The 19,132-nt window shown below is 65.1% G+C and carries 16 protein-coding genes; 10 read left to right on the top strand and 6 right to left on the bottom strand.

What is annotated here, in order from left to right; translation table 11 throughout:
- Nucleotides 1-384: 384 nt before the first annotated feature.
- On the bottom strand, nt 385-837 hold the full coding sequence (locus I6F38_RS20325; protein WP_026192554.1) for a cupin domain-containing protein: 453 nt from the start codon (nt 835-837) through the stop codon (nt 385-387).
- Between the two features lie 81 nt (nt 838-918).
- The gene (locus I6F38_RS20330) at nt 919-2,085 is read right to left on the bottom strand and encodes an ABC transporter substrate-binding protein (RefSeq protein ID WP_225161546.1); all 1,167 of its coding nucleotides are present in this window, start codon (nt 2,083-2,085) and stop codon (nt 919-921) included.
- 282 nt (nt 2,086-2,367) lie between these two features.
- On the opposite strand from I6F38_RS20330, the gene I6F38_RS20335 reads away from it, so the two are divergent.
- The 3 genes from I6F38_RS20335 (at nt 2,368) to I6F38_RS20345 (ending at nt 5,482) form a co-directional block, all read left to right on the top strand.
- Nucleotides 2,368-2,862 carry a MarR family transcriptional regulator gene (locus tag I6F38_RS20335; RefSeq protein WP_016845834.1) on the top strand — a complete coding sequence of 165 codons (495 nt, stop codon included), beginning with the start codon at nt 2,368-2,370 and terminating at the stop codon, nt 2,860-2,862.
- A gap of 3 nt (nt 2,863-2,865) precedes the next feature.
- Nucleotides 2,866-3,681 carry an alpha/beta hydrolase gene (locus tag I6F38_RS20340; protein WP_225161547.1) on the top strand — a complete coding sequence of 272 codons (816 nt, stop codon included), beginning with the start codon at nt 2,866-2,868 and terminating at the stop codon, nt 3,679-3,681.
- A 157-nt stretch (nt 3,682-3,838) separates the two neighbouring features.
- Complete coding sequence (locus tag I6F38_RS20345) at nt 3,839-5,482, top strand: benzoate-CoA ligase family protein (protein WP_225161548.1); 1,644 nt, start codon at nt 3,839-3,841, stop codon at nt 5,480-5,482.
- A gap of 46 nt (nt 5,483-5,528) precedes the next feature.
- On the opposite strand, the gene I6F38_RS20350 is transcribed toward I6F38_RS20345, so the two are convergent.
- Both I6F38_RS20350 and I6F38_RS20355 read right to left on the bottom strand, forming a co-directional pair.
- A complete protein-coding gene (locus tag I6F38_RS20350) occupies nt 5,529-7,064 on the bottom strand; it encodes a DHA2 family efflux MFS transporter permease subunit (RefSeq protein WP_225161612.1) in 1,536 nt (511 codons plus the stop codon).
- 86 nt (nt 7,065-7,150) lie between these two features.
- Nucleotides 7,151-8,335 carry an HlyD family secretion protein gene (locus tag I6F38_RS20355; RefSeq protein ID WP_225161549.1) on the bottom strand — a complete coding sequence of 395 codons (1,185 nt, stop codon included), beginning with the start codon at nt 8,333-8,335 and terminating at the stop codon, nt 7,151-7,153.
- A 155-nt stretch (nt 8,336-8,490) separates the two neighbouring features.
- Here I6F38_RS20355 and I6F38_RS20360 point away from each other — a divergent pair, with 155 nt between their 5' ends.
- Nucleotides 8,491-9,195 (top strand): TetR/AcrR family transcriptional regulator, encoded by a 705-nt coding sequence (locus I6F38_RS20360; protein ID WP_225161550.1) that lies wholly within the window; start codon nt 8,491-8,493, stop codon nt 9,193-9,195.
- Between the two features lie 9 nt (nt 9,196-9,204).
- Here I6F38_RS20360 and I6F38_RS20365 read toward each other — a convergent pair whose 3' ends face one another.
- Both I6F38_RS20365 and I6F38_RS20370 read right to left on the bottom strand, forming a co-directional pair.
- Nucleotides 9,205-10,995, bottom strand: coding sequence for an ATP-binding protein (locus I6F38_RS20365; protein WP_225161551.1), 1,791 nt, complete (start codon nt 10,993-10,995; stop codon nt 9,205-9,207).
- Between the two features lie 64 nt (nt 10,996-11,059).
- A complete protein-coding gene (locus I6F38_RS20370; protein ID WP_028331483.1) occupies nt 11,060-11,986 on the bottom strand; it encodes a LysR family transcriptional regulator in 927 nt (308 codons plus the stop codon).
- A gap of 167 nt (nt 11,987-12,153) precedes the next feature.
- Between I6F38_RS20370 and I6F38_RS20375 the strand changes: the two genes are divergently transcribed.
- From I6F38_RS20375 to I6F38_RS20400, 6 genes are read left to right on the top strand one after another with little or no spacing between them, the layout of a single operon-like run.
- Nucleotides 12,154-13,173 carry a class 1 fructose-bisphosphatase gene (locus I6F38_RS20375; protein ID WP_225161613.1) on the top strand — a complete coding sequence of 340 codons (1,020 nt, stop codon included), beginning with the start codon at nt 12,154-12,156 and terminating at the stop codon, nt 13,171-13,173.
- Nucleotides 13,174-13,183: 10 nt separating this feature from the next.
- Complete coding sequence (locus I6F38_RS20380) at nt 13,184-14,059, top strand: phosphoribulokinase (protein ID WP_225161552.1); 876 nt, start codon at nt 13,184-13,186, stop codon at nt 14,057-14,059.
- A complete protein-coding gene (gene tkt, locus I6F38_RS20385; protein WP_225161553.1) occupies nt 14,056-16,077 on the top strand; it encodes a transketolase in 2,022 nt (673 codons plus the stop codon). The genes I6F38_RS20380 and tkt overlap by 4 nt, the downstream gene beginning before the upstream one ends.
- Nucleotides 16,078-16,092: 15 nt before the next feature.
- Nucleotides 16,093-17,175, top strand: coding sequence for a class II fructose-bisphosphate aldolase (gene fba, locus I6F38_RS20390; protein WP_076833454.1), 1,083 nt, complete (start codon nt 16,093-16,095; stop codon nt 17,173-17,175).
- Nucleotides 17,176-17,205: 30 nt separating this feature from the next.
- Nucleotides 17,206-18,669, top strand: a complete 1,464-nt coding sequence (locus I6F38_RS20395) for a form I ribulose bisphosphate carboxylase large subunit (RefSeq protein ID WP_018270794.1) — start codon at nt 17,206-17,208, stop codon at nt 18,667-18,669.
- A 12-nt stretch (nt 18,670-18,681) separates the two neighbouring features.
- The gene (locus I6F38_RS20400; RefSeq protein ID WP_225161554.1) at nt 18,682-19,107 is read left to right on the top strand and encodes a ribulose bisphosphate carboxylase small subunit; all 426 of its coding nucleotides are present in this window, start codon (nt 18,682-18,684) and stop codon (nt 19,105-19,107) included.
- Nucleotides 19,108-19,132 lie beyond the last annotated feature (25 nt).

Here is a 19,132-nt window from a genome sequence, read left to right on the forward strand (position 1 = left end):
CCATCGGCAGGATGCGCCGCTTTATTCCCCGCAAGACGGATCTCGTAACCCTCTCGACCGCCAGATTCCGCCAGTTCATCGCCGCCTACAACAACACCCCGCGCAAATGCCTTGACTACCGCACGCCTGCCGAGTCCTTTGCTCAAGTGTTGCACTTCGAATGTGAATCCACCTCCTGGCTTTCGCCAGGACGACGGCGTGCGGAGGCCGCCCGCTACAATTCTCACATCGTCACTCCCGCGCAAAGGCTTCGCCTTTGTCGCTGGAGGAGGCCGCAACGCGGCCGTCTCGAAGGGTCGACGGCCACCAGCGGGGCCGTGCATCCTTCGAGACGCGGCCAAGTGGCCGCTCCTCAGGATGACGGAAGAGAGGCCGGTGCCGACGTTACGCCGGAGGCGGCGGCAGGAAGTGGATGTTGTGCTCGGCGGCGAGCCGCACCACGTCATCCGGGTTCTGCTCCTTCATGTTGTGGATCGCCCAGAACAGGTCGTAGAGCCTCCGCGTCGGCGACACCCAGAACAGCGTCTTGGCCGGCTGCTGCGACTTGTTGAAGATGCCGTGCGGCTTGCCCATCGGCAGGCGAACCAGATCGCCTGGAGTTGCGGATTCGTCGGCGCCGTCGAGCATGAAGTCGAGCTTGCCCTCGAGGATGTAGAGGTACTCGTCCTGGTCGGGGTGGATATGCGGAGGAACGAAGGTGCCCGGGGGGAAGGTGGCGTGCCAGGAGAACGAATGCTCGGTGCGGCTCTTCGGCACGTAGGTCTGGCCGAGGATGCTCCAGGAAATGCCCTGGATGCCTTCATTGGCGCGGGTGATGCCGGCGATCTCGTCTTTCATCGTCATGTCTCTTGATCTCCATTTGACGCGTTTTCTTCACGCGAACCGATACCCATTTCGCTCGAAAACGCTTTGAGTGCCTTACTTTGCCGCGCAGTCCTTGGCGTAGCGATCGCCATAATTCGAAAACACCTTCTCGACGATCTCGGTCTGGAATTTGCCGTCCGGCCGCTTCGCGACCTTGGTGAGGTAGAAATCCTGGATCGGATAACCGTTGTTGCTGAACTTGAAGTTACCGCGCAGCGAGGTGAAGTCGGCCTTTTTCAGCGCGGCCGCGACCGCGTCCTTGTTGGAGAGGTCGCCCTTTGTGGCCTTGACCGCGCTGTCGATTAACAGCGCCGCGTCATAGGCCTGCATGGCGTAGGTGCCGGGCACGCCGTTGTAGGCCGCCTCATAGGCGGTGACGAACTTCTTGCTCTGGGGGTTGTCGAGGTTGGGTGCCCAGTTCGCCCCGCCGAACATGCCGACGGCTGCGTCCTGCTGCGCGGGCAGGGTGGATTCGTCGACGGTGAAGGCGGAGAGCACCGGCACGGTGGCGCCGGCCTGCTTGTACTGCTTCACGAGATTAACGCCCATGCCGCCCGGCATGAAGGTGAACAGCGCGTCCGGCTTCAGCGCGGCGATCTTGGACAATTCGGGCTGGAAATCCAGCGTGTTCAGCGGCGTGTAGGATTCCTCGACGATCTCGCCCTTGTAGTCGAGCTTGAAGCCGGCGACGGAGTCGCGGCCGGCCTGATAGTTCGGCACCAGGAGGTAGACGCGCTTGTAGCCGCGGTCCTGCGACACCTTGCCGAGGATCTCGTGCACCTGGTCGTTCTGGTACGACGTCACATAGAAGAACGGGTTGCACTCCTTGCCGGCGTAGCTGGAGGGGCCTGCGTTCGGGCTGATCAGGAAGGTCTTGCTGTCGGTGACCGGGCGATGGATCGCCTGCAGGATGTTGGAGAAGATCGGGCCGACCACGAAGTCGACCTTGTCGCGCTCGAGCAGGCCGCGCACCTTGACCACCGCGCCGTCGGGCTTCAGTTCGTCGTCGGCGTTGACGATCTCGACATCGCGGCCGGCCATCTTGCCGCCGAGGTCCTTGATCGCGAGCGCAAAGCCGTCGCGGACCTGCTGGCCGAGCGCCGCGGCGGGACCGGACGTCGTGACCAGCACGCCGATCTTGATCTTCTCCTGCGCGGCCGCCGGGGTGACCGCAACACCCAGCAGCGCCGCCAATCCCGCGAGCTTCGTCAATTGTTTCATGTCTCTCCCCGACCACTGCTTTGCTTCAGCCAATTGGCCGCAGCTTAGTCTGACGCGTGCAAGCGCCGCAAGCGATGTGGCATCGCGTCAGGGCGATCGTCGCGCATCATGCAGGCGCAGCCCATGCAAGCGCCGCGCCAATTGCTTGAAGTTTAAAGAAATTGCAGGATTGCCCAGACGGATCAGGCACGATTCGCAATTGTCCTTGCGGGGCGCCGCGAATTGCTTGAAGCTCAAAGCAATTGGTCCGACCGGAACCCGCCGCGGAGGCACGATCGCCGCATGATCCTCGATTCCGAAACCAAAGCCGTCGAACTGCCCGACGATCACGGCACCGAGCTCAGGCTGTGGCTGCGCCTCTTGACCTGCACCACGCTGATCGAAGGCGAGGTGCGCAGCCGGCTGCGCGAGAAGTTCGACGTCACGCTGCCGCGCTTCGATCTGATGGCCCAACTCGACAAGGTGTCCGACGGCATGACGCTGTCGGACCTGTCGAAGCGGATGATGGTATCCAACGGCAACGTCACCGGGCTGGTCGAGCGCCTGGTTGAATCAGGCCATCTCGACCGCCGCACCTCGGAGACGGACCGCCGCGTGCAGTTCATCCGGCTCACAAAGCTCGGCCGCGCCGAATTCCGCAAGATGGCCGCCGAGCACGAGAAGTGGATCGCGGATATCTTCGGCGATCTCTCGCCGAAGGATATCCGCGAACTGATGCGGCTGCTCGCCAAGGCCAAGGGCTCGGCGCAGCGCTCCGCCAAGGCGAGGAGCGCTTAAGCCGTGACCGAGGTCGATTACGAGGTCGAATACAACAACCGGGCGCGGGTGCCAGAAAATCCGGCGCTGATGGCCGGCTGGGCGAGGGACTCTGCGGCCTATCGCGAGCAGCATCCGCCGCGGCGGCTGACCTATGGTCGGGGCAGCCGCAACGTCATCGACCTGTTCGAGGGCGATCGTGACGGCCCGCTCGTGGTCTTCATCCATGGCGGCTACTGGCAGGCGCTCGACGGCTCGTCATCGAGCCACTGCGCGCGAGGGCTCAACGGCCACGGCATCAGCGTCGCGGTGCCGAGCTACGATCTCTGTCCCAATGTCACGGTCGGCGACATCATCGGCGAGATGCGTGCGGCGTGCCGCGAACTGGCCAGGCTCAGCCGGCCGCTGGTCGTGTCGGGACACTCCGCCGGCGGACATCTTGCCGCATGCATGCTCGCGACCGATTGGCCGGCCTATGATGCGTCGTTGCCGAAGGACCTGGTCAGGGCTGCTTACGCGATCTCCGGCCTGTTCGAGCTTGAGCCATTGGTCGGCACCTCCATCAACAAGGCGCTTGGCCTCGACCGCGCCGCAGCACGGGCGGCGAGCCCGTTGTCCTGGACGCCGCCTGCGGGCGCAACGCTCGATGCCGTCGTCGGCGGCGCCGAGAGCGCGGAATATCACCGGCAGAGCCGGACCATCGTCGATGTCTGGGGCAAAGCGGGCGTTGCAACGCGGTTCGGCGTTGTGCCCGACGCCAATCATTTCACCGCGATCGCGCCGCTCGCCGACCCGGGCTCGGCGATGGTCGCGCGGCTGGGGCAGCTTACGCAAATCTGAGGTTCTGAAGGATCGGCCGGCGATTGCCGCGCGATTTCCAGGCTTGCGCCGAATTATTTTAAGTATAAAATGATTGGCGATTGGAACGCTGCCGGGCGTCCTTGTTCTTCTCGACGTTGGTCTTGGCCTTTCTAGATGGAAAGTGAGGGGCAATCGAATGTCAGGTGAATTTCCCGGGCTCGGCCCATCCGGGCATGTCGACGATTTCGCGCGGCGCAACCTGCCGCCATCAGCGCAATGGCCCAGGCTGCTGCTCGACCGGCCGGAATTTCAATATCCGGATTATCTCAACGCCGCGGTCGAGCTGACCGACCGCATCGTCGAACAGGGGATGGGCGATCGCATCGCGCTGATCGGCAACGGCCGCCAGCGCACCTACAAGGAATTGACCGACTGGTCGAACCGCCTGGCGCATGCGCTGGTGGAGAATTACGGCGTCAAGCCCGGCAATCGCGTGCTGATCCGCTCGGGCAACAACCCGGCGCTGGTCGCGGCCTGGCTTGCTGCAACAAAAGCAGGTGCTGTCGTCGTCAACACCATGCCGATGCTGCGCGCCGGCGAATTGGCCAAGATCGTCGACAAGGCCGAGATCTCGCTGGCACTGACCGACAGCCGCATCGCGGATGAACTGGTGGCCTGCGCCAAGACCAGCAAATTCCTTAAGCAGGTCGTCAATTTCGACGGCACGCAGAACCACGATGCCGAGCTCGACCGGATCGCGCTGAACAAGCCGGTCAAGTTCGATGCGGTGAAGACCGGCCGCGACGACGTCGCGTTGCTCGGCTTCACGTCGGGCACGACGGGCGAGCCCAAGGCGACCATGCACTTTCACCGTGATCTCCTGATCGTTGCCGATGGTTATGCGAGGGAGGTGCTCAAGGTCACACCCGACGATGTGTTCGTCGGCTCGCCGCCGCTTGCGTTTACGTTCGGCCTCGGCGGGCTCGCGATCTTCCCGCTGCGCTTCGGCGCCACCGCGACGCTGCTGGAGAATGCGGCGCCGAGCGAGATGATCCGGATCATCGAAACCTACAAGGCGACGATCTGCTTCACCGCGCCGACCGCCTATCGAGCGATGATGGCCGCGATGGACAAGGGCGCCGATCTGTCGTCGCTGCGGCTCGCCGTCTCGGCCGGCGAGACGTTGCCGGCGCCGGTGTTCGAGAGCTGGACCAGGAAGACCGGCAAGCCGATCCTCGACGGCATCGGCAGCACTGAACTGCTGCACATCTTCATCACCAACCGCACCGGCAGCGCCGTCGGCGGCACTACGGGCACGCCTGTCACCGGCTACGAGGCGAAGATCGTCGACGAAGACATGAACGAGCTGCCGGCGGGCCAGGTCGGCAAGCTGGCGGTGCGCGGCCCGACCGGCTGCCGGTATCTCGCGGACGCGAGGCAGACCAAATATGTCCGCGACGGCTGGAACATCACCGGCGATGCCTTCGTCCGCGACGAGCACGGCCGGCTGTCGTTCGTGGCGCGGGCCGACGACATGATCATCTCGGCGGGCTACAACATCGCCGGCCCCGAGGTCGAGGCCGCGCTGCTCGGCCATCCCGATGTCGCGGAGTGCGCCGTGATCGGCGCACCCGACGAGGAGCGGGGGCAGATCGTCTCGGCGTTCATCGTGCTGAAGCAGGGTGCGCGCTGCGACGATGTCGAGGTCAAGCTGTTGCAGGATCACGTCAAGGCGACGATCGCGCCGTACAAATATCCGCGCGCGATTGCCTTCGTCGAGGCGCTGCCGAAGACCCAGACCGGGAAGATCCAGCGCTTCAAGCTGCGAGAAGCAAGCTGACAAGCAAAAGGAGGAGGGCGACGGCCAGCGGCCGCCGCCCGACAAATCAATGCGCCGCGCCGCCGCCGGCCGCGTTCTTCGGCTTGCCGGTCAAGAGGATCGCGATCGCGGCGAACACCAGCACGATGCCGATCACGGCAAAGGTGTCGCTGAAACCAAGCACCAGGGCCTGGCGCTTCACGATATTGCCGAGCGCCACGATGGCCTGGTGGTGCGCGGTCGCCGGATCGGAGATGCCGTGGCTGAGGAAGTAGTTGGTGACCTCGGCGATCCGGGTGCGCACTTCCTCGCGGCCGAGGTCGACCGACTGGCCGATGATGTTGGAGTGGAATTGCTCGCGCTTGGTGACGATGGTGGCGAGCAGCGCCGTGCCGATCGCGCCGCCGAGATTGCGCATCATGTTGGAGATGCCGGAGGCCGCCGCGGCATCCTGCGGGGCGACGCTGCCGAGGCTGACCGCCGACAGCGGGGCCAGCATGATCGCCTGGCCGATCGCACGGACGATGTTCGGGACGAAGAACTGGTCGCCGGAGTAATCGAGCGACATCGCGATGTTCATGAAGGAGGAGACCGCGAACAGGATCATGCCGGTGAAGGCGATGAAGCGCGGATCGAAACGCTGCATCAGCTTCGGCACCAGCGGGATCAGGATCAGCTGCGGCAGGCCGGTCCAGGCCAGCACCTGGCCGATCTGCTCGGCGTTGTAGCGCTGCACCTGGCCGAGATAGGCCGGCAGCAGGTAGACCGAGCCGAACAGCGCGAAGCCGACGAACACCGCCGAGATGGTGCCGAACCCGAAGCTGCGCTGGGTCAGGAGGCGCAGCCGGATCAGCGGCTTCTCGACGACGAGCTCGATCCAGACGAACAGAGTGAGGCTGACGGCGGCGATCACCGCGAGCTTGACGATGAAGGGCGAGCCGAACCAGTCGTTCTTGTTGCCTTCCTCGAGCACGGCCTGCAGCGATGACAGGCCGATCGCCATCGTGACGATGCCGAGCCAATCGCCCTCGCGCAGCAGATGCAGCTGCATCGGCTGGCGTTCCAGCGTGAAGTAGAGCGTGATGACCATCACCGCGGTCGGGATCACATTGACGAAGAAGATGGTCTGCCAGCCGTAATTCTCGGTGAGGTAGCCGCCGATGGTCGGGCCGATCGCGGGGGCGAAGGTCACCGCGAGCGCGAACATGGCAAGGCCGACCGGCTGCTGGGCCTTCGGCAGCTTGGTGAAGACCAGCGTGAAGGCCATCGGGATCAGCACGCCGCCGAAGAAACCCTGCAAGCCGCGCATCGCGATCATCGAGGGCAGGTCGTGGGTGAAGGCACAGGCGACCGAGAAGATCGCGAACAGGGTGGCGAAGCTGATGATGATCTTGCGGAAGGAAAACACCCGGCTGAGATAGTCGGTCAGCGGAATCACCACGATCTCGCCGATCAGATAGGAGGTCGAGATCCAGGAGCCGTTGTCGACGCCGGTTCCGATGCCGCCCTCGATGTTGAGCAGCGAGGCGTTGGTGATCTGGATGTTGAGGATCGCCATGAAGGCGCCGATCATGGCGGCGACGATGGAAATCCAGACCGCCATGCTGGCGCGGTTGGGATCGGCCGCTGCTGCTGCCGCGCGGGGCGCAGCAGAAGGGGAGGAGAGCGCGAGATCGGACATGACATCACCTATTTGAATGAGGCGACAGCGAGCTTGGGAGAGGCGCTGGAGCGCGGCGCCTCGCCGGGTTGCGACAAGGTTGCGATGGTCGGGATGACCGACATGCCGGGCCGCAATTCGACCGCCGTCGCGTCGAGCGCAATCTTCACCGGAATGCGCTGCACCACCTTGGTGAAGTTGCCGGTCGCATTGTCAGGCGGCAGCAGCGCGAATTCTTGGCCGCTGGCGGGCGCGAGACTGTCGACATGACCGCGCACCACCTGTCCCGGGAACATGTCGACGGCGATCTCGACCGGCTGACCCTTGCGGACGTTGGTGAGCTGCGTCTCCTTGTAGTTCGCGATCACATAGGCGCCGGTGGCGGGCACCAGCGACATCAGCTGCGTGCCGGCCTGGACGAACTGGCCGGTGCGTAGGGTACGATTGCCGACCACGCCGTCGATCGGGGCTGATATGGTGGTGTAGCCGAGGTTCAGCTCGGCCTGATGCTGGAGCGCGGTCGCCCGTGCCTGCGCCGCGACCGCCTGGGCAATGTCGGCCTTGAGCAACTCCACCTGACGGAGCGCGGAGGCGAGGTTCGCGGTATCGCGGGCGATGGCGGCCTGTGCGCTGGCGTAGCGCGACTGCGCCTGCTGCGCGTTCTGCACGCTGCCGAAGCCGGTGCCGGCGAGGTCGGTGTAGCGCTTGTTCTCCTGCTCGGCGAAGGTCTGCGTCGCGGTGTCGACGGCAAGGGTCGCGCGTGCCGCTTCGATCACCGACTGCTGCACATCGAGCTGCGCATGCTTGCTGGCGATCGCGGCTTCGGCGGCGGCAACATCGGCCTTGGCCTGATCCAGCGCGACCCTGAAATCGCGATCGTCGATCCGCGCCAGCATCTGGCCGGCGCGCACATGCTCATTGTCGCCGACCAGCACCGCGCTGAGATAGCCGGAGACTTTTGGTGCGATCGTCGTGTTGTCGGCCTTCACATAGGCGTCGTCGGTCGAGACCTGGAAGCGGCCGACCGTCCAGTAATCCCAGCCGTACCAGGCGCCGCCCGAAAGCACGGCGAACGCCGCGCCGGCCAGCAGGAGGCGGCGAAGCCTGCCCTTGGCGGCGGGCGGCTTGGCGGCCTCCGGATTGGTGATCAATTGCCTGGCGGTCTCGGCCGGGACCTGGCTTTCGGCCTTGAATGATGTCTCATGCTGGCTCATGGCGGCGCTCCTGATCCGTCTATCCTGCTGGAATGTCTTGCCAATTTCGGCCGACGCCCGCGGGACTAATTAGGAAACTTGATATTTTCCAAAATAGGGCCCATATTGGGAGTGTCAATAGAATGACAGGCATCATTTAAAAGCATGGCTCGCGGATGAACCGGAATGACAAGGATCAGACTGAGCAAAGCGCACCGGCGCGGCGCGGCCGCGGGCGGCCGCAGCTGCGTTCCGACGACGAGACGCGCGCGCTGATCTATGACGCCGCGCGGCGCGAGTTCTCCGAGCGCGGCTTCGCTGCGGCCAACATCGCCGACGTGGCCTGCCGCGCTGGCGTCTCCACCAAGACACTCTATCGGCTGATCCCGACCAAGCTGGCGCTGTTCGAGGGCACGGTGACGGACCGGATGGACCGATTCATATCGGCCGTAAATCTCGGCGCCTGCGACGGCCGCGATATCGCGGCGGCACTGGAGGCCGCACTCTCGAGCTGTGGCGAGCTGATTCTCGATGCCGAGGTCATCGCGCTTCAGCGCATCATCCTGGCCGACAGCGACAAATTTCCCGACATCGCCGAGATGTTCTACGAGAAGGCGATGCAGCGGACGCTTGGCGCGCTCGCTGCGTGGCTCGGCGTGCAGCAGCGGAGGGGACGGATCGCGGTGGACGACGCGCAGGCTGCTGCGGGCATGCTGCTCGGCATGCTCGTGTTCCAGCCGCAACGCGACGTGATGTACGGCCACAGGCCGCCGCCGTCGCGGGCGCAGATCGAGGCCCGCGCCAAGGCCTGCGCGGCACTGTTCTTGTCCGGATGCGCGGTGCCGGCCGACCAGATCAAGAAGCAGAACGGAGACGCGTGACGCCCCGCCTCACTTGCCCATTGCCGCCGCCGGCGGCTGGGCCAGCACCTGCCGGATCATCCGCGCGAGATCGGATTTGCGGTAGGGCTTCGGCAGCAGCGTCACATCCGGGTCGAGGCGGCCGTGATGGATGATCGCGTCCTCGGTGTAGCCGGAGGTGAAGAGCACGCGCACCGAGGGCAGTTTGGCGATCACGGCATCGGCGACCTGCCGGCCGTTCATGCCGCCGGACATGATGACGTCGGTGAACAGCACGTCGCAGACGAACCCGTTGTCGACCGCAGCCAATGCTTCCGGGCCGTTGGCGGTGACCATGGTGTGATAGCCAAGCTGCTCGAGCTGGGCGCTGACATAATTGCGCACCAGCGGATCGTCCTCGACGACCAGGATGGATTCATTGCCGCCGCGCGTGTCGACCGGAGGAGGCGGCTCGACGTCGATCATGTCGCCGCTGCTGCGCGGCAGATAGAGCTTGATCGAGGTGCCGTGGCCCTCTTCGGAATAGATCTTGAGGTGTCCGTTGGACTGCTTGATGAAGCCGTACACCATGCTGAGCCCGAGCCCGGTGCCCTTGCCGGTGTCCTTGGTGGTGAAGAACGGCTCGAACACCTTGTCGCGGATCCCCGCCGGGATGCCCCCGCCGGTGTCGCTGACCGCGACCATCACATATTCACCCGCCCGCACGTCGGGGTTGGCGACGGCATAAACCTCGTCGAGGATGACGTTGCTGGTCTCCAGCATCAGCTTGCCGCCGTCGGGCATCGCATCGCGGGCATTGACCGCGAGATTGAGCAGCGCGGTCGCCATGTGGTTCGGATCGATGAAGGCGGGCCAGGCATCGGGCTCGAGCGCGGTATCGATCTCGATCTGCTCGCCAAGCGAGGGGCGCAGCAGCCGCGCGGTGTCCTGCACCAGCGTGTTGAGATTGGCTTCACGCGGTTGCAGCGGCTGCAGCCGCGAGAAGGCCAGCAGGTGCTTGGTCACTTCGGCACCGCGAAACGCCGCATCGGTGATCATCTTGGCGACAGACGACAGCGCGGCGTCGTGCTCGACGGCTTCGGCGAGGATGTCGATCAGGCCGGTGATGACGGTCAGGATATTGTTGAAGTCGTGGGCGATGCCGCCGGAGAGGTGCCCGACGGCCTCCATCTTCTGCACTTGGCGGAGCTTTTGCTCGGCTTCGAGCTGTTCGCGGGCGGCCTCGACCTCGCGGGCGCGCATGAAGATTTCCGCTTCCATCTGCTCGGTGCGCTCGCGCAGCCGGTCGGTCAGCTGGTCCTGCTCGGCACCGCGCTGCTTCAGCTGGATGAAGCTGGTGACGTCTTCGACCCGATGGATGATGTAGGTGAACTGCCCGTTCGGCCCCAACACAGGCGAATTGCGCGGGCTCCAATAGCGTTCCTCGAAGCCGCCGCCCTCCGACTCGGGCTTGCGGATATCGTATTTCTGCACCGTCATGGTGTCGGGGCGGCGGAACTGGACCACGCGCTCGAGCGAGGCGCGCAGGTTCCGCACGCCGTCGGCGGTCGGATCGTCCGGATTGTCGGGAAACACCTCGAACAGCCCGCGCCCGAGGATCGCGGCGCGCTCGGTCTTGGTGGCGCGCAGATAAGCGTCGCTCACTGCCACGATGCGGAAGTCGGGCTGCGTCAGCACCAGATAAAGGCCGGGCGCCGCCTCGAATAACGCCTTGAAGTCGGGCGTCGGCGGGGACTGGTTCTGCAGTTCAACCTCCCTCGCAGGGTGCGGTCCGCCGGGTGACCGCAGCCCAGATGTGACACGCGTTTCGTGGAACTTCAATGCCTAACATACGGCGCCACCTCGATTTTCTGGCTCGATCGGGCGTTGCGGCGTCGCCCGGGCGCTAGTTTGAATTCGGCAGATAGCGCCAGCCCTCCTTGCCGAGGAAATCCAGCATGGCCTGCGCGGGCGGCAGCAGGATCTTGTCGGCGCGCCTGATCGCGTGCCACTGCCGGACGATCGGCAGGCCCTTCACCTTGAGCACCACCAGTCGGCCGTCCTCCAGCTCATGGAACACCGTGTGCTGGGAGATGAAGGCGATGCCGAGCCCGGCCATCACCGCCTGCTTGATGGTCTCGTTGCTGTCCATCGCCATGCCGAGTTTCGGCTCCAGCCCGACCCGTTCGAAATATTGCTGCATCAACATCCGCGTCCCCGATCCTTGCTCGCGAGTGATGAAGGTTTCGTTGGCGAGCTCCGACGGGGCGACGTGCCGCCGCCGCGCCAGCCGATGATCGGGCGCGGCGACGATGAAGTGCGGATGCCGGCCGAGCGGCTTCATCTCGACCTCGACGTCGGCCGGCGGCCGGCCCATCACCGCGATGTCGAGATCATAGCCGCGCAGCGCGTCGCGAATCTCCTCGCGGTTGCCGATCCTGAGCGTGACCTCGATCTTGGGAAAGCGGCGCGAGAACGCCGCGATCGCGAACGGCACGAAGTATTTCGCGGTGGAGACCGCGCCCATCGCGACGCGGCCGCCGCTGCGGCCGGCGATCATGTCGAGCGACTGCTCGCAATCCTTCAGCGCCGCTTCGATCCGCTCGACCAGCGTCAGCACATGTGCGCCGGCATCCGTCAGCGCCATGCCGTCGCCGGTACGCTGGATCAGCGGCAACCCCGCGAGCGCCTGCAGGTTGCGAAGCTGCAGCGTCACCGCGGGCTGCGTCAGGTTCAACCGGTTGGCGGCCGACGTGATCGATCCGGCTTCGTGCAAGGTCGACAGTGCGCGCAGCTGGCGGATGGTGAGATCCCGCGAGAAGTTGCCGGCCATGACAAGCTCCATAAGAAATACTTTGCCCGGACCAAAGATAATAAAATTTCCCTAATTGGGCAATTCGCGCGTTGATAGGGCGAAGGCGACTCCCCTGAGGTCGCCTCTCGAAGCCTCGGGACAGAGGGCGCGATCATAGGGAGAGGCCGGTGGAGATTCGTCCTGCATTGCATGCCCATCTGGAGTGGCCCGCGCAGCACAACCCGTTGCGCGCCGCGACCGTTGTGGTGATCGAAGCCCTTGCGCGCGCCGCGATCGAGCTCTCGCGCATCATTGCCGCCGGGCCGCTCGCCGGAGTCGGCGGCGAGAGCGGCGGCGTCAATCCCGACGGCGATCGTCAGAAGACCATCGACATCGTCGCCGACGACCTGATGCGGAACGCGCTGCGCGCCGCGCCGGTCGCCGCAGTGCTGTCGGAGGAAGTCGAACTGCCCGAGACGCTCGATCCCGACGCGCCGCTCTGCGTCGCGATCGATCCGCTCGATGGATCCGCCAATCTCGAAAACAACATCTCGATCGGCACGATCTTCTCGATCCGGCCGAAAGGAAACGACGTCATCTCGACCTTCTTCGAGCCCGGCACGGCGCAATGTGCCGCCGGCTGCTTCATCTATGGTCCGCAGACCGTGCTGGTGCTGGCGCTCGACCAGTGCGTCGACTGTTTCACGCTGGACCCGCGGAGTGGCGAGTTCGTCCTGACCGCGCGCGATCTGCGCGTGCCGCAGGATGCTTCGGAATTCGCCATCAATGCCTCGAACCGTCGGCACTGGAGCGGCCCGGTGCGCAGCTACATCGACGAGTGCCTCGCCGGAGTGAACGGCGAGCGCGGGCAGGACTTCAACATGCGCTGGATCGGCTCGCTGGTTGCTGAAGCCTACCGCATCCTGATGCGCGGCGGCGTGTTCCTGTATCCGGCGGATGCGCGCCAGGGCTACCGCGAAGGCCGGTTGCGTCTGCTGTACGAGGCGCATCCCATCGCATTGATCATGGAATGGGCGGGCGGCGCCGCGTCGAACGGCCGGTCGCGCATTCTCGAACTGTCGGCACGCACGCCGCATCAGCGTGTGCCCCTGATCATGGGATCGGCGCGCGCCGTGCGCGACGTCGATGCGATCCACCTGACCGTCGAGCCGTTGTTTGAAAGCAGCGATGCCCCGCTGTTCGCGCGGCGCGGCCTGTTCCGCTGAGGAGGACCGCATGTCACGTCGGCATCCCATCATCTCGATCACCGGCTCCTCCGGGGCCGGCACCACCTCGGTGAAGAAGACCTTCGAGAACATCTTCCGCCGCGAGAACGTGGTCGCCGCCTATATCGAGGGCGACGCGTTCCATCGCTACGACCGCGCCGAGATGCGCGGCCTGATGGCGGAAAGAGCCGAGCGCGGCAACAAGCACTTCAGCCATTTCAGCCCCGAGACCAATTTGTTCCAGGAGCTGGAGAAGCTGTTCAGCGACTATGCCGAGACCGGCACCGGAACCACGCGGCACTATGTGCACGACGAGGAGGAGGCGCGGCTCTACGGCGCCAAGCCCGGCACCTTCACCGCATGGGAGGCGCTGCCGGAGAATTCCGACCTCCTGTTCTACGAGGGCCTGCACGGCGCCGTGGTCACCGACAAGGTGAATGTCGCGCAGCATGCCGACCTCAAGATCGGCGTCGTGCCGGTCATCAACCTCGAATGGATCCAGAAGCTGCATCGCGACCGCAGCCATCGCGGCTACTCCACCGAGGCGGTGACCGACACCATCCTGCGCCGCATGCCGGACTATGTGAATTACATCTGTCCGCAATTCACCGAGACCGACATCAACTTCCAGCGCGTGCCGACCGTCGATACGTCGAACCCGTTCATCGCGCGCTGGATCCCGACGCCGGATGAATCGATGGTCGTGATCCGCTTGAAGAACCCGCGCGGCATCGACTTCCCCTATCTGCTCTCGATGATCCCGAACAGCTTCATGTCGCGCGCCAATTCGATCGTGGTGCACGGCGCCAAGCTCGACCTCGCGATGCAGCTCATCCTGACCCCGCTGATCCTGCAACTGATCGAACGAAAGAGGCGAACGATATGACCGCACTTGCGTCCGTAGCCAGCCGCCCCGAAATCAGCCACGACGAGATGGCCAACGCCATCCGTTTCCTCGCCATCGACGCGGTGGAGCAGTCGAAATCCGGTCATCCCGGCATGCCGATGGGCATGGCCGACGTCGCGACCGTGCTGTTCACGGACTTCCTGAAGTTCGATCCGGCCGATCCGGCCTGGCCCGACCGCGACCGCTTCGTGCTGTCGGCCGGTCATGGCTCGATGCTGCTCTACGCGCTGCTTTATCTCACAGGCTACGAGAACATGACGCTCGACCAGCTCAAGGCGTTCCGGCAGTGGGGATCGAAGACCCCGGGCCATCCCGAGTACGGCCACACCCCGGGTGTCGAGACCACGACCGGGCCGCTCGGGCAGGGGGTTGCGACCGCGGTCGGCATGGCGCTTGCCGAGCGGTTGATGAACGCCCGCTTCGGCGACGACCTCGTCGACCACTACACCTATGTGATCGCCGGCGATGGCTGCCTGATGGAAGGCATCAGCCATGAGGCGATCTCGCTGGCCGGCCATTTGCGGCTGAACCGCCTGATCGTGCTGTTCGACGACAATCATATCTCGATCGACGGCGCCACCTCGCTGTCCTGCTCGGACGACCAGACGGCGCGGTTCAAGGCCAGCGGCTGGAACGTCAACCGCGTCGACGGCCACGATCCGCAGGCGATCACCGCGGCGATCAGGCAGGCGCGATCGAGCGATCGTCCGTCGTTGATCGCCTGCCGGACGGTGATCGGGTTCGGCGCGCCGAACCGGCAGGGCAGCGAAAAGGTGCATGGCGCGCCGCTCGGTGCCGATGAGGTGGCGAAGACCCGTGCCGCGCTGCGCTGGCCGTATCCGGCGTTCGAAATTCCCGATGCGGTGCTGGCGGAGTGGCGCGAGCTCGGCGGCCGCGGCCGCGACGCGCGGCGGGCCTGGATCGAGCGCTCGCGCAGCGCCTGCAAGGGCGACAGGGCCGAGCGGTCTCCGTTCCATGACGCGCTGAACCGGAAATTGCCCTGCGCCTATGCCGAGGCGATGGCAAAGCTGGTGGAGCGGTTCGCGACCGAGCGGCCGAAGCTCGCCACGCGACAGGCTTCGCAGCAGGTCATCGACGTGATCGCGGAGGCGTTGCCCAATTTGCTGGGCGGCTCGGCCGACCTCACGCACTCCAATCTGACGCTGGCGAAGTCGCAGGTTTCGGTGCGGCCGGAAACGCTCGACGGCAGCTACATCCACTACGGCATTCGCGAACACGGCATGGCCGCGGCGATGAACGGCATCGCCCTGCACGGCGGGTTCATTCCCTATGGCGGCACCTTCCTCAGCTTTGCCGATTACAGCCGGCCGGCGATCCGCCTTGCGGCGCTGATGGGGATTCGCGTCATCCATGTGATGACCCACGATTCCATCGGGCTCGGCGAGGACGGGCCGACGCATCAGCCGGTCGAGCATCTGGCGGCGCTGCGCGCGATCCCGAACGTCCTGGTGTTCCGCCCGGCCGATGCGGTCGAGACGGCGGAAGCGTGGGACTGCGCGCTGAAGGCGGAGACCTCGCCGTCGATCCTCTGCCTGTCGCGGCAGGCGCTGCCGACGGTTCGCGACGGCAGCAAGGACAACCAGGTCGCGCTCGGCGCCTACGTTCTCGTCGAGCCGGCCTTCGCGCGTGACGTCACCCTGATTGCAACGGGTTCGGAGGTGGCGATCGCGCTCGAAGCCGCAAAGCTGCTGGCGGAAGACGGGGTACAGGCCGCGGTCGTCTCGGCCCCGTGCTTCGACCTGTTCCGCCAGCAGCCGAGCGACTATCGCGCCCAGGTGCTGGGCAGCGCCCCGCGCGTCGGCGTGGAAGCTGCGGTCGAGGGCGACTGGGCACGCTGGCTCGGCGACGATGGCGCGTTCGTCGGCATGGCCGGCTTCGGCGCCTCCGCGCCGGCCGACGTGCTCTACCGCGAATTCGGCATCACGCCCGCGGCAATCGCTGCTGCAGCAAAACAGCTCATTCAACGAGCGAATTGAAAGGAGGACGCCACCATGGCGCGGATAACCCTGAGGCAGTTGCTGGACCACGCCGCCGAACGCGGCTACGGCGTTCCGGCCTTCAACATCAACAATATGGAGCAGGGCCTCGCCATCATGGAGGCGGCGGCTTCCTGCGATGCGCCTGTCATCATCCAGGCCTCGCGCGGCGCGCGGTCTTATGCCAACGACATCATGCTGGCGAAGATGATCGACGCGCTCGAGGAGATGCATCCGCAGATTCCGCTCTGCCTGCATCTCGATCACGGCAACGAAGAGGCGACCTGCGCCACCGCGATCCGCTACGGCTTCACCTCCGTCATGATGGACGGCTCGCTCAAGGCCGACGCCAAGACCGCAGCCGACTATGACTACAACGTCGATATCACCCGTCGGGTGGTCGACATGGCCCATTGGGTCGGCGCGTCGGTCGAAGGCGAGCTCGGCGTGCTCGGCTCGCTCGAGCATGGCGGCGGCGAGCAGGAGGACGGTCATGGCGTCGAGGGCAAGCTGAGCCATGACCAGCTGCTCACCGATCCGGACCAGGCGGTCGATTTCGTCCGCGCCACCAAGGTCGATGCGCTCGCGATCGCGATGGGTACCTCGCACGGCGCCTACAAGTTCACGCGGCGGCCCGACGGCGAGATCCTGGCGATGCGCGTGGTCGAGGAGATCCATACCCGCCTGCCGAACACGCATCTGGTGATGCACGGCTCGTCCTCGGTGCCGCAGCCGCTGCAGGACATGTTCAACCAGTTCGGCGGCGAGATGCCGCAGACCTGGGGCGTCCCGGTCGAGGAGATCGTTCGCGGCATCAAGCACGGGGTGCGCAAGGTCAATATCGACACCGATTGCCGCCTGGCGATGGCGGCGGCCTTCCGCAAGGTCGCCGTCCAATCGAAGAGCGAGTTCGATCCGCGCAAATTCCTGAAGCCTGCGATGGATGCGCTGCGCGAACTCTGCCGTGATCGCTTCGAGCAATTCGGCACGGCCGGCAATGCCGCCCGGATCAAGGTGGTTGCACTGCCGGAGATGGCCCGCCGCTATCGCGCCGGCGCGCTCGATCCGCAAATTGGAAAGATGACCCAGGCCGCCTGAGCAAATGGCGACGAACCATAGGAGATTTCGATGAACATGCAGCAGTCGATCACAGTGCGCGGCAAGGATCGCTACAAGTCCGGCGTGATGGAATACAAGCGGATGGGCTATTGGGAGCCGAACTACGAGCCCAAGGATACCGACGTCATCGCCTTGTTCCGCGTCACACCGCAGGACGGCGTCGATCCGACCGAAGCCTGCGCGGCGGTGGCAGGCGAATCCTCGACCGCGACCTGGACCGTGGTGTGGACCGACCGGCTGACGGCCGCGGAGAAATACCGGGCGAAGTGTTACCGCGTTGATCCGGTGCCGAATTCGCCGGGCAGCTACTTCGCCTATATCGCCTATGACCTCGACCTGTTCGAGCCGGGCTCGATCTCGAACCTGACGGCCTCGATCATCGGCAATGTGTTCGGCTTCAAGCCGCTGAAGGCGCTGCGGCTCGAGGACATGCGGCTGCCGACCGCCTACGTGAAGACATTCCAGGGCCCCGCGACCGGCATCGTGGTGGAGCGCGAGCGGCTCGACAAGTTCGGCCGTCCGTTGCTCGGCGCCACCGTGAAGCCGAAGCTCGGCCTGTCCGGCCGCAACTATGGCCGCGTTGTTTATGAAGCCTTGAAAGGCGGGCTCGACTTCACCAAGGACGACGAGAACATCAACTCGCAGCCCTTCATGCACTGGCGCGAGCGCTTCCTCTACTGCATGGAGGCGGTCAACCGCGCGCAGGCCGCGACCGGCGAGATCAAGGGGACCTATCTCAACGTCACCGCGGCGACCATGGAGGACATGTACGAGCGCGCCGAGTTCGCTCATGAGCTCGGCTCCAACATCGTCATGATCGACCTCGTGATCGGCTACACCGCGATCCAGTCGATGGCGAAGTGGGCACGCAAGAACAACATGATCCTGCATCTGCATCGCGCTGGCCACTCGACCTACACGCGGCAGCGCAGCCACGGCGTCTCGTTCCGCGTGATCGCGAAATGGATGCGGCTCGCCGGCGTCGATCACATTCATGCCGGTACGGTGGTCGGCAAGCTCGAGGGCGATCCGAACACCACTCGCGGCTATTACGACATCTGCCGCGAGGACTTCAATCCGTTGCACCTGGAGCACGGCGTGTTCTTCGACCAGAACTGGGCGAGCCTCAACAAGCTCATGCCGGTGGCCTCGGGCGGCATTCATGCCGGCCAGATGCACCAGCTGCTCGATCTGCTCGGCGAGGACGTCGTGCTGCAGTTCGGCGGCGGCACCATCGGCCATCCCCGCGGCATCCAGGCCGGCGCCACCGCCAACCGCGTCGCGCTGGAAGCCATGATCCTCGCCCGCAACGAGGGGCGCGACTACGTCCATGAGGGGCCGGAGATCCTGGCCAAGGCGGCGCAGACCTGCACGCCGCTGCGCGAGGCGCTCGACGTCTGGAAGGACGTCACCTTCAACTACGAGTCGACCGACGCCCCCGATTTCGTTCCCACGCCGAGCATGGCGGTCTGAGAGGAGATACTCATGCGCGTTACCCAAGGCTGCTTCTCGTTCCTGCCCGATCTCACCGACGAGCAGATCGCCGCGCAGGTGCAATACTGCCTCGACAAGGGTTGGGCGGTGAACATCGAATTCACCGACGATCCGCATCCCCGCAACACCTATTGGGACATGTGGGGCCTGCCGATGTTCGACCTGCGCGATGCGGCGGGCATCGTGAAGGAGCTCGCCGACTGCCGGCGGGTCTATGGCGACCGCTATATCCGGATCTCCGGCTTCGATTCCAGCCCGGGCTGGGAGTCGGTTCGCATCTCCTTCATCGTCAACCGGCCGCAGGAGGAGCCAGGCTTCCGGCTCGACCGCCAGGAGGCGGCCGGACGCAATCTGCGTTATGCGACCCATTCCTATGCAGCGGGCCGCCCCGAAGGCGAACGCTACACCGATCATTGACCGCGTCCGGCTTGCAAACCAGGCG

The organism is Bradyrhizobium sp. BRP56, from assembly GCF_020194035.1.
GTDB classification, from domain to species: Bacteria; Pseudomonadota; Alphaproteobacteria; order Rhizobiales; family Xanthobacteraceae; genus Bradyrhizobium; species Bradyrhizobium australafricanum.

What these genes read in the sequence shown, in the direction of transcription:
- I6F38_RS20325 (WP_026192554.1), bottom strand. Translation starts at nt 837, where the DNA reads ATGAAAGACGAGATCGCCGGCATCACCCGCGCCAATGAAGGCATCCAG.
- I6F38_RS20330 (WP_225161546.1), bottom strand. Translation starts at nt 2,085, where the DNA reads ATGAAACAATTGACGAAGCTCGCGGGATTGGCGGCGCTGCTGGGTGTT.
- I6F38_RS20335 (WP_016845834.1), top strand. Translation starts at nt 2,368, where the DNA reads ATGATCCTCGATTCCGAAACCAAAGCCGTCGAACTGCCCGACGATCAC.
- I6F38_RS20345 (WP_225161548.1), top strand. Translation starts at nt 3,839, where the DNA reads ATGTCAGGTGAATTTCCCGGGCTCGGCCCATCCGGGCATGTCGACGAT.
- I6F38_RS20350 (WP_225161612.1), bottom strand. Translation starts at nt 7,064, where the DNA reads ATGGCGGTCTGGATTTCCATCGTCGCCGCCATGATCGGCGCCTTCATG.
- I6F38_RS20355 (WP_225161549.1), bottom strand. Translation starts at nt 8,335, where the DNA reads ATGAGCCAGCATGAGACATCATTCAAGGCCGAAAGCCAGGTCCCGGCC.
- I6F38_RS20360 (WP_225161550.1), top strand. Translation starts at nt 8,491, where the DNA reads ATGAACCGGAATGACAAGGATCAGACTGAGCAAAGCGCACCGGCGCGG.
- I6F38_RS20370 (WP_028331483.1), bottom strand. Translation starts at nt 11,986, where the DNA reads ATGGCCGGCAACTTCTCGCGGGATCTCACCATCCGCCAGCTGCGCGCA.
- I6F38_RS20380 (WP_225161552.1), top strand. Translation starts at nt 13,184, where the DNA reads ATGTCACGTCGGCATCCCATCATCTCGATCACCGGCTCCTCCGGGGCC.
- tkt (WP_225161553.1), top strand. Translation starts at nt 14,056, where the DNA reads ATGACCGCACTTGCGTCCGTAGCCAGCCGCCCCGAAATCAGCCACGAC.
- fba (WP_076833454.1), top strand. Translation starts at nt 16,093, where the DNA reads ATGGCGCGGATAACCCTGAGGCAGTTGCTGGACCACGCCGCCGAACGC.
- I6F38_RS20395 (WP_018270794.1), top strand. Translation starts at nt 17,206, where the DNA reads ATGAACATGCAGCAGTCGATCACAGTGCGCGGCAAGGATCGCTACAAG.
- I6F38_RS20400 (WP_225161554.1), top strand. Translation starts at nt 18,682, where the DNA reads ATGCGCGTTACCCAAGGCTGCTTCTCGTTCCTGCCCGATCTCACCGAC.